This is a genomic window from Paractinoplanes atraurantiacus (assembly GCF_900215205.1).
Lineage (GTDB): Bacteria > Actinomycetota > Actinomycetes > Mycobacteriales > Micromonosporaceae > Actinoplanes > Actinoplanes atraurantiacus.
This window is the reverse complement of the sequence record NZ_OBDY01000016.1, coordinates 188,163-198,084: the sequence shown is the minus strand read 5'-3', so window position 1 is coordinate 198,084 and position 9,922 is coordinate 188,163. Positions and strand designations below refer to the sequence as shown.

At 71.2% G+C, this 9,922-nt stretch carries 7 protein-coding genes; 6 read left to right on the top strand and 1 reads right to left on the bottom strand.

Annotated elements, in window-relative coordinates:
* Both CRP55_RS53345 and CRP55_RS30785 read left to right on the top strand, forming a co-directional pair.
* Positions 1-565, top strand: a 565-nt coding sequence (locus CRP55_RS53345) for a hypothetical protein (RefSeq protein ID WP_438865826.1), incomplete at its 5' end; no start/stop codon positions are given.
* Between the two features lie 342 nt (positions 566-907).
* The gene (locus CRP55_RS30785) at positions 908-1,222 is read left to right on the top strand and encodes an EthD domain-containing protein (RefSeq protein WP_097324292.1); all 315 of its coding nucleotides are present in this window, start codon (positions 908-910) and stop codon (positions 1,220-1,222) included.
* On the opposite strand, the gene CRP55_RS30780 is transcribed toward CRP55_RS30785, so the two are convergent.
* Positions 1,216-2,928 (bottom strand): rhamnogalacturonan lyase, encoded by a 1,713-nt coding sequence (locus CRP55_RS30780; RefSeq protein WP_179855398.1) that lies wholly within the window; start codon positions 2,926-2,928, stop codon positions 1,216-1,218. The two genes, CRP55_RS30785 and CRP55_RS30780, sit on opposite strands and share 7 nt — an antisense overlap.
* A 147-nt stretch (positions 2,929-3,075) precedes the next feature.
* On the opposite strand from CRP55_RS30780, the gene CRP55_RS30775 reads away from it, so the two are divergent.
* From CRP55_RS30775 to CRP55_RS30760, 4 genes are all read left to right on the top strand, one after another.
* The gene (locus CRP55_RS30775) at positions 3,076-4,110 is read left to right on the top strand and encodes a cellulose binding domain-containing protein (protein WP_097324286.1); all 1,035 of its coding nucleotides are present in this window, start codon (positions 3,076-3,078) and stop codon (positions 4,108-4,110) included.
* Positions 4,111-4,127: 17 nt separating this feature from the next.
* Positions 4,128-4,721, top strand: coding sequence for a hypothetical protein (locus CRP55_RS30770; RefSeq protein WP_097324283.1), 594 nt, complete (start codon positions 4,128-4,130; stop codon positions 4,719-4,721).
* A gap of 87 nt (positions 4,722-4,808) precedes the next feature.
* Complete coding sequence (locus tag CRP55_RS30765) at positions 4,809-6,500, top strand: ABC transporter ATP-binding protein (protein ID WP_097324282.1); 1,692 nt, start codon at positions 4,809-4,811, stop codon at positions 6,498-6,500.
* 107 nt (positions 6,501-6,607) lie between these two features.
* Positions 6,608-9,889: a S8 family peptidase gene (locus CRP55_RS30760; protein WP_097324279.1), complete on the top strand. Its 3,282-nt coding sequence runs from the start codon at positions 6,608-6,610 to the stop codon at positions 9,887-9,889.
* The last annotated feature ends 33 nt before the right edge of the window (positions 9,890-9,922 follow it).

Genomic DNA, 9,922 nt, shown 5'->3' with positions numbered 1-9,922 from the left:
CGTGGTTGAGCCGATCGTCCTGGCCGAGCCGGCCGTCGTGGTTGAGCCGATCGTCCTGGCCGAGCCGGCCGTCGTGGTTGAGCCGGTCGTCGTGGCCGAGTCGATCGCCCTGGCCGAGCCGGCGGTCCTGGTCGAGCCAGTCGTCCTGGCCGAGTCGACCGTCCTGGCCGAGTCGGCGGTCCTGGTTGAGCCGGTCGTCCTGGTCGAGCCGGTCGCCCTGGCCGAGTCGACGGTCCTGGCCGAGTCGACGGTCCTGGCCGAGTCGACGGTCCTGGCCGAGTCGACGGTCCTGGCTGAGTCGACCGTCCTGGTTGAGCCGTTAGCGCAGAGCGAATCGGTGGAGCGGGCCGAGGTGGCGGCGCACGCTGAGGTGGCGGAGGTCAGCGCGTGGACCGGGTCTGCCGGGCGGTGTGGATTTGCGGGCCCTGCCGTGGATCTCGGACGTTGGCGGCGGTCGTGCCGTCCAGGTTCGAGTGTTCCGGTGCGGTCTGAGTGCGGCATGCGCATTCAGGGTTATGTGGGCAGACCGGATCGCAATCTTCGGCGGCACCGTAGCCGCGAGTGAGGCAATTTTGCCGCCGGCTGAGGTGAGGCTAGTCCGCCACCGCGGATGGCGCCAGTCGACGTTTCGATGAAGGAACCCTCGACGGGTGAAGGGGTGAATTCTGTAAATGCATTATCATCGCGGATCCGGGTGCAGATGTTGGTCGGTGAGCGTCACTCGCCGGGCCGGTGATCTCGGTGTGCTGGTGGTTGGCTGAGCCTGCGTGGTCGATGGCTGCTGAGGGCGCGTGGCGGTGCGCGGCTCTGTGCTTTGAAGAGTTGCGGTTGGTGGTGGTGTCATGTCCGTGAACCTTGTGGGTGGCTGTGCGTTGGGGTTGGGGTGGAGCGAACGTTGCTGAAAGTCATGGCGTTTCTGGTCAAGAAGCCGGAGATCGGGTTTGCCGAGCTGGTCGACTACTACGAGAACCATCATGTGCCGCTGATTCTCAGTCTGGCGCCGGCGCCTCTGGGGTATCAGCGGAACTTCGTTGACGGTGCCGGGGACTTTCATGTCGTCACGGAGCTGGTCTTCGCTGACCGGGGTGCGTACGAGAAGTGGGTGTCGGCCATGTACGCGCCGGGGTCGGGGGTGGCCGAGGACGAGGCGCGCTTCCTGGACCGGGCGCGGACCCGCTCGTACGTGGTGGACGAGCGGGTCACGTCGCGGCCCGGTCACTGAATGGCGAAGCTCGGGTGCGGGGGCTGGTTGTAGGCCGTGTTCTGCCAGGCCAGCGCCTCGCGGTACTGGATGTCGTGCAGCAGGGTGACCACCCGGCGGTCGGTCTGCACCGGGGTCGAGTAGATCCGCAGGGCCGTGTTGTTGCTCGTGGGCCAGATGACCTCCTCGCGCCAGTCGCCGAGGATGTCGCCGGACAGGGAGGGCGTCGACTTGGTGCCGTTGTTGGAGTGGACGCCCGACGCCGTGAGCAGGCGGGTGTCCGACGACGTGCCGTACTTGTCGATGTGGGTGCCGTCGAGGAGCTCGCGGACCGGGTCGCCGTCCCACCAGACGACGAAGTTCGTCGAGCTGGGCTTACGTGACGAGACGACCGAGCCGGACGGGTTGCGGACGCCGTCGGCCAATGATGACCACGATTCGGCGCCGGCGCTGCCCGACCAGATGTCGGCCGAGACGCCGCGGCCGTTGTCGCCGCCGGCGGGGGTGGTCCAGAGGATCTGGCCGGTACGGGCGTCGGCCATCCACGACGACGGCTTGCTGGCGTCCTCGTCGACCTTGAAGACCTCAAGGCCGGCGCGGGACGGATTGAGATCGCCCACGTGCAGCGTGTCGCCGTGGCCGTATCCGGTGTTCCACAGCCGGGCGCCGTTGTCGTCGACGGCCAGCGAACCGTAGATGATCTCGTCGCGGCCGTCGGCGTCGACGTCGGCCACCGACAGCTGGTGGTTGCCCTGCCCGGCCGTGCCGGGATTGGTCGAGCTGTTACTGTCGAACGTCCAGCGGCGGGTCAGCGTGCCGTTGCGGAAGTCCCAAGCCACGATGACCGTACGGGTGTAGTAGCCCCGGGCCATGATCAGGCTCGGGCGGGCGCCGTCGAGGTAGGCGGTGCCGGCCAGGAAACGGTCGACCCGGTTGCCGTACGAGTCGCCCCACGAGGAGACCGTGCCGCGCGGGGGCACATAGTCGACCGTGGACAGGGCGGCGCCGTTCCGGCCGTCGAACATCGTCAGATATTCGGGGCCGCTGAGGATGTAGCCACTGGAGTTGCGGTAGTCGGCGCCGCCGTTGCCGATCGTCTGGCCCGTGCCGGAGACCGTGGCGTCGGCCGTCTTCATGGCCACTTCGGCGTCGCCGTCACCGTCGTAGTCGTACACCTGGAACTGGGTGTAATGAGCCCCGGCCCGGATGTTGCGGCCCAGGTTGATGCGCCACAGCCGGGTGCCGTCGAGACGGTAGCCGTCGACATAGACCGGGTCGGTGACGCCGGACTGCGAGTTGTCCTTGGCGTTGAGCGGCTCCCACTTGAGCACCAGGTCCAGCCGGCCGTCGCCGTCGAGGTCGCCGACGCTGGCGTCGTTGGCCGCGTAGAGCGAGCTGTCGGGGTTCTGGATCGGCACGTCGAGATAGCCGCTGCCGAAGGTCAGGCTCGGGCCCTCGGCCGCCTGTTCGGCGCCGCCCACGACCGGGCGGATGGTGTACGAGGCGGACGCGGCCGCGCCGGCGTCCAGATAGTTCGTCGACGCGGTGATGGGCGCCGAGTTGAGCTTGGCCGAGCCGCGGTAGAGGTTGAACCCGACGCCGGCCGGGTCGGTGGCCAGCCACCGCCAGCTGACCAGGTTGCCGCTGCCGGAGCGGACGCTGATCAGGCCGCGGTCGAGTCGCTCGCGCTGCCGGCCGTCGGCGGCGTCGGCCCTGGACGCCACCATGATCACCGCGCCCGCGGTGAGGACGGCCAAACCCGCCGCGATCTTTGCCCTGCTGGACACCGGAGTCTCCTCTCGCTAACTTCGGGAGCGCTCCCAGATTGACTCGTATCAATGTCTGCGTCAAGCGCCGTCCCCCGGAGGAACGTCATGAGGATCATCAGAGCGGCCGTTGCCGGCCTACTGGTCGCGGCCTGTGCGCTCGTCGCGGCGCCGCCCGCGTCGGCCGCCGCGGGCTGCAAGGTCGTGTACAAGACGACCGCACAGTGGCCGGGCGGGTTCGGCGCCTCGGTCGACGTCACCAACCTGGGCGACCCGGTGAGTTCGTGGACGCTGACGTTCGCGTTCCCGTCGGGACAGACGGTCACCCAGCTGTGGAACGGATCCGTGACCCAGTCCGGCGCCGACGTCACCGTCCGCAACGCCGGCTGGAACGGCAGCCTCGCCACCAACGCCACCACGTCGTTCGGCTTCAACGGCTCGGGCTCCGGCGCCGCCCCCGCGGCCTTCACCCTCAACGGCACGGCCTGCAACGGAGGAACGACCACGCCACCCACCACCCCGCCACCGGCGGGCGGCGAACCCGTGAAGATCATGGCGCTCGGTGACTCGATCACCGGCTCGCCCGGCTGCTGGCGGGCCCTGCTCTGGCAGAAGCTGCCGGCCGACGAGGTCGACTTCGTGGGAACGCTGCCCGGGCAGGGCTGCGGCTTCGCCTACGACGGCGAGAACGAGGGACACGGCGGCTTCCTCGCCACCAACGTCGCGAACCAGGACCAACTGGTCGGCTGGCTCTCGGCCACCGACCCCGACGTGGTGCTCATGCACTTCGGCACCAACGACGTCTGGAACAACCTGTCCCCGGCGACGATCCTGGCCGCGTTCACCAAGCTGGTCACCCAGATGCGCGCCCAGAACCCGGCCATGAAGATCCTGGTCGCCCAGATCATCCCGATGAATCCGAGCAACTGCGCCGACTGCGGCCAGCGCGTGATCAACCTCAACGCGGCCATCCCGGCCTGGGCCGCCGGCCTGTCCACCAGCGCCTCCCCGATCACCGTCGTCGACCAATGGACAGGCTTCAACACCAGCACTGACACGTACGACGGCGTCCACCCGAACGACGCCGGAAACGTGAAGATCGCCACCCGCTGGTATCCGGGAGTTGCCGCGGCCATCGGCTGATGCCGTAGCTTGTCGCGGTGATCGACACCGCGACATGGGATCCGCCGCCGCGCCGGCCGGGACGGGCCAAGGCGTACATCGGAATGGCCCTGGGTCTGGTGATGGTGACCCTGGTCGCGGTCGGTGCCGTGCGGGCGCTCGACGCGCCCTATGCCAAGGGCGTCGACGTCTGCGAGATCCTCGAGGTCGGGCCGATCATCGCCCGGCTCGGGGCCGTGGCACCGCGCATGCAGCCGTCGCCGGCCGGCGACGGCTGCCGGTTCCGGATCGCCGACGACCAGGACCGCGAGTTCGGCGCCGGCCGCCTCACCGTGGCTCATCTCGACAACGCGGCTTCGGCGCGGATCTATTGGCAGTTGCAGGACAGCGACGAGCAGGCGTTCGCCGAGGTGCCCGGCCTCGGCCACGCCTCCCGAACGCTGACCAGGGAGACCTCTTTCTCCACCATGACCAGCTGCGACGCCTTCCTCGACGTCCTCGACTCGAACGTGATCGTGCGCGGCCAGGTCGGCTTCGCCGCGGGCTGGTCAGGCAACGGCTGCGAGAAGCTCGACGGGCTGCAGGAGTCGCTGATCGAGAGCACACGGGCGACGATGGCCCGGCTGGCCTGACGCGGCCGGGGGAAATCTGCCCTGCCCGACGGGAAGGCCGGGTGACGGGCCCTCTTCTTTGCGCCCGGTTCGCGTAGCTTTCGTCGCATGTTCCAGGATCTGCGGCGGCTCACCCGGGGGCACCGCCGGTGGATCGCGGTGGCGGCCGGGCTCAGCCTGCTCGGGTCGGCCCTGGCCCTGGCCCAGCCGCTGCTGGCCGGCGCCGCGGTGGACGCCGCCACCGGTGGGCGGGTGCCGTGGCCGGTCTTCGCGGCGCTCGCCGGGCTGTTCGCGGCGCAGGCCGTCGCCCATGCGACCGCGCGCTACGTGCAGGCGTACACCGGGGAGACCATGACCCGGCAGTTGCGGCTGGCCGTCATCGTGCGCCTGCTGCGGGTGCGGATGCCGTTGCTCGACCACGTCCGCACCGGTGACGTGATCGCCCGCGCCTGCGGCGACACCGCCGTCGTCAAGACGCTCATCGCGCAGAGCCTGGGCACCGGGGTGGCCGGCGTGATCGCCCTGATCGCCGTGGTGGCGCTGCTGGCCCGGCTCGACCCGTCGCTGATGGCGCTCGTGGTCGCCCTCTTCACCGTGTCCGTGCTCAGCCTGCTGGCCGTCGTCCGGCGCCTGCGGGCCGCGTCCCACACGGCGCAGGCGGCCGAGGGCGATCTGTCGGCCGACCTGGAGCGGACCCTCGGCGGGATGCGTACGGTCCGGGCCTGCCGGGCCGAGCCGGTGGAGGCCGACCGGCTGCGCGGGTCGGCCACCCGTGCCTACCGGGCCAACCTGCGGATGGCCGAGCTCGCCGCGCTCAGCGGGCCCGCCAACGACCTCGCGGTCAGCGGGGCGTTCCTGACCGTGCTGCTGGTCGGCGCGACCCGGGTCGCCTCGGGGGAGACCTCGCTGGGCCGCCTCGTCGCCTTCACCCTGGCCATGACCTATCTGTCGGCCCCGATCTACGAGATCTTCCAGGCGGTCGGCGCGGTCCAGCAGGGCTCCGGCGCGCTGCACCGGATCAACGAGGTCCTCGCCCTGCCGGTCGAGCGGGACCAGCCGCGGGCCGTGGTGCCGATGCGCCGCCGGCCGCCGGTGCTGGAGTTCCGCGACGTGTGGTTCGGTTACGACCCGGCCCGGCCGGTGTTGCGCGGCATCCGCTTCGCCGTGCCCGAGCGCGGCCACGTCGCCCTGGTCGGAGCCTCCGGTGCCGGCAAGTCGACGATCTTCGCCCTGGCCGAGCGCTTCTACGAGCCCGACCGGGGCACGATCCTGCTGCGGGGCCGCGACGCGCGTTTCATCCCGTACGCCCGGCATCGGGCCATCGTCGGCCTGGTCGAGCAGGACTGCCCGCTGCTGGCCGGGACACTCAAGGAGAATTTGCTGTACGGGGCCGAGCCCACCGCCGAGCGCGACCTCGGCCGGGTGCTCGCCATGACCGGGCTGACCGGCGTGGTGGCCGCCCTGCCCGGCGGCTTGGACACCCCGGTCGGCGAGCGCGGCGGGCGGCTCTCCGGCGGTCAGCGGCAGCGCGTGGCGATCGCCCGCTGCCTGCTGTCGCGCCCCGACCTGATCCTGCTCGATGAGCCCACGGCCCACCTCGACCCGGACAGCGAGCGGGCCCTGGCCGCGGCCATGCGCGAGGTGGCCCGGGTCTGCGCCCTGGTCGTCATCGCCCACCGCTTCTCCACGGTCCGCGCGGCCGACCGGGTGCTGGTCGTCGACGACGGCGTGGTGACCGACGACGGCACGCACGAGCAGCTGCTGCGGTCCAATGAGTACTATCGCCGGCTCGCGGCGTAACAATGCCGCGTAACAAGGTTGTGGATCTTGTCATATCGATGAACCGCTAACTCTGGCGTAGGTTGCCCGGCAAAGCACCGACCGGTGCTTGTCGACAAAGGAGAACCATGCGTCTGGTCCGCATCACGTCGGTGTTGGCCCTGGCGGGCGTCGCGGCTTGGTCCGCGCTGCCCGCCGGGGGCTTCGCCGCCGCGCAGACCCCCGGCCCGCAAGCCGTCACCACGGCCACCGGGCCGGCTTTCGCCGCTTCACCCCGGGCGGTCACCCTCATCACCGGCGACACCGTGAAGGTCCGCGGCGTCGCCGGTCAGACCACCGTGGACGTGGTGCCGGCGCCGGGCCGGGAGAAGATCCCGTTCCTCACCTCCAGCGCCGGCAAGGACGTCGAGGTCGTCCCGGCCGACGCGGCCGGGCTGCTGGCCGCCGGCCGCCTCGACCCGCGCCTGTTCGACGTGTCCACGCTGCTCGGCTTCGGCTACGACGACACCCGGCGCACCCTGCCGCTGATCGTGCGGGGAACAGTCACCCCGGCCGGCGCCCGCGCCACCCAGCAGTTGCCGGACGTCGGCCTGGTCGCCTACGAGCAGGACCGCAGCCGGCCGGCCGAGCTGTGGAAGAGCCTCACCTCGGCCGGGAAGCTGCGCTCCGGCGTCACCAAGGTGTGGCTCGACGGCCGGCGCAAGCCCACCCTCGACGTCAGCGTCCCGCTGATCGGCGCCCCCGCCGCCTGGCAGGCCGGGCTCACCGGCGCCGGGGTGAAGGTCGCCGTGATCGACAGCGGCGTCGACCTCACCCACCCCGACTTCGCGGGCCAGGTGGCCGGCGCGGTCGACTTCACCGGATCCGGCGACCTGACCGACCCGGTCGGCCACGGCACCCACGTCGCCTCGACCATCCTGGGCACCGGGGCCGCCTCCGGTGGTCGCTTCAAGGGCGTGGCGCCGGGCGCGAAGCTGCTCAGCGCCAAGGTCTGCGGCCTCCAGGAGTGCTACGAGTCGGACATCCTGGCCGGCATGCAGTGGGCCGCCGAGCAGGGCGCGGCCGTCGCCAACATGAGCCTGGGCGGCGCCGACACCCCCGACCTCGACGTGCTCGAGCAGGGCGTCAACGACCTGACCGCCAAGTACGGCATGCTCTTCGTCATCGCGGCCGGCAACTCCGGTGAGGGCGGTGACAGCACTGTCGAGTCGCCGGGCAGCGCCGAGCAGGCCCTGACCGTGGGCGCGGTGACCAAGACGAAGGAGCTGGCCTCGTTCTCCAGCCGGGGACCCCGCGCCGAGGACGCCATGGTCAAGCCGGAGATCACCGGGCCGGGCGTGAACATCGTGGCCGCCCGCTCGGCCGACGGCCAGTTCCCGCCGGTCGACGGCGCCGAGCCGTACACCTCACTCTCCGGCACCTCGATGGCCACGCCGCACGTGGCCGGCGCCGCCGCTCTGCTCGCGCAGCAGCACCCCGAGTGGCGCGCGGCCCGTCTCAAGGCGACCCTGACCGCCGCCGCCGACCCCGGGGCCGATCTGACGCCGTACGAGCAAGGCTCGGGTCTGGTCGACGTCAAGCGTGCCATCGCGCAGCCGGTCACGAGCGACCCGGTCAGCATCGGTTTCCAGCGCGACGGAACAACTCAGAAGCAGCTTATTGTGTACGCCAACAGCGGCACCCAACCGCTGACGCTCGACCTGTCACTGGGCACCAATGCGCCGGCCGGTGTCTTCACGGTCAGCGCCGACAGGGTGACCGTGCCCGCCGGGGGAACAGCCTCGGTGACCGTCACGGCCACCGTCGTGAACGGGCTCGAGGAGCAGCCGTACGGCGGTGAGCTGACCGCGACCGCCGCGGGCGTGCGGGTGGTGACGCCGGTGGCGATGTATCTGACCCGGCACGTGCTGACCGTGAACACGCCCGGCGTCGCCGGCGAGAACCCGCGCTGGGTGACCATGCTGACCGATCTCGACCGGCAGACGGTGACCGCGTTCGCCCACGCCGGCGCCAGTGTGCGGACGCCGGTCGAGCCGGGCCGGTACGTCGTGCAGTCGTACCTGCTGACCGGCTCCGAGGAAGATCCGGTGATCACGTCGCTGGCCGACCCGCAGGTGATGCTCGACCGGGACCGCACGATCACGATGGACGCCCGCACGGCCAAGCCGGTAACCATCAGCGTGCCGGACAAGAAGGCGGCGCCCGCCTACAACGAGACGGGCTGGACCCTGCGCGAGAAGGCGCCGGAGATCTGGGGCAGCAACGACCCGTACGGCGTGCTGATGAACCTGAACTTCGAGCGTCTGCGCACGGGACCGGCGGTCGGCGGCGGCAAGGCGCCCGGCTACGTGTCGTACCTGTCGGGCAAGTGGTCCGCGCCGGACGCCGTCTACCACGCCTACTTCTACGAGCGCGGCCGCATGATGGCCGGCAAGACCAAGGCGCTGCGCGCGGGCGACCTGGCCACGGTCCGCTCGACGATCGGCGCCGACGTCGACGGCGTGCCGGTGACCCGCCTCGCCATCGCCCGGGCGCCCGGCAACTCGGCCGTCTACCGCAGCGCGGACGGGCGGCAGAGCCCGCTCGCCTTCGCCTACGACGCCCCGGCCACGATCACCGAGTACTACAACCGCGACCAGCAGGCCGAGTGGCAGGTGTCGAGCAGCCAGCTCGGCTACACCCACTACGAGTCGGCGTGGACGTCGTGGCAGCCCGGCCGCGCGTACCAGGAGAAATGGGCCAACGGCGTCGAGGGACCGGTCTTCCCGGAGCCCGAGTTCGCCCAGCAGTTCGCGGCCCGCTACTTCGGCGACACCATGGGCGGCCCGGGCCCGCTGCACGGCGACGGCAGCGGCCACGAGGGCTTCCGCTTCCCCCGCGCGGGCAGCGCCGACGTGACCATCCACCGCGACGGGACCCTGGTCGGGCAGTCGCAGTGGACGCCGCAGGCCACCGAGGTGCCGGCCGCGGCCGGTGACTACCGGGTGCACGCGGTCTTCCGCAGCGACCCGGCGTTCACACTGTCCACGCTGGTCGACGCCGAGTGGACCTTCCGCTCGTCCCACGTCCCCGACGGCAAGCTGGTCCACCTGCCGATGACGGCAATCCGCTACACGCCGTCGCTGGACGCGTCCAACACGGTGGCCGCCGGCCGCCCGACGATCCTGCCCGTCTCCCTCGACCGCCAGATCGGCGCGGCTCCCGCCGCGGTCCGCACCCTGACGGTGGAGGCCTCCTTCGACGACGGCAAGACCTGGCGCCACGTCCCGGCCCTCCGAATCGGCACCAAGGCCACCGCCGTCATCCAGAACCCGCGCGGCACGGGCTTCGTGTCGCTGCGCTCCACCACAACCGACACCGCCGGCAACGGCACAAAGCAGACGATCATCCGCGCCTACCGCTACCGGTAGCCGGCAACTCGCCCGGGCTCCCTGCGGAGCCCG

Bases quoted from the DNA above. Each gene is read 5' to 3' on its own strand.
- CRP55_RS30785 (WP_097324292.1), top strand. From the start codon at position 908: ATGGCGTTTCTGGTCAAGAAGCCGGAGATCGGGTTTGCCGAGCTGGTC.
- CRP55_RS30780 (WP_179855398.1), bottom strand. From the start codon at position 2,928: ATGGTGGCGTCCAGGGCCGACGCCGCCGACGGCCGGCAGCGCGAGCGA.
- CRP55_RS30775 (WP_097324286.1), top strand. From the start codon at position 3,076: ATGAGGATCATCAGAGCGGCCGTTGCCGGCCTACTGGTCGCGGCCTGT.
- CRP55_RS30765 (WP_097324282.1), top strand. From the start codon at position 4,809: ATGTTCCAGGATCTGCGGCGGCTCACCCGGGGGCACCGCCGGTGGATC.
- CRP55_RS30760 (WP_097324279.1), top strand. From the start codon at position 6,608: ATGCGTCTGGTCCGCATCACGTCGGTGTTGGCCCTGGCGGGCGTCGCG.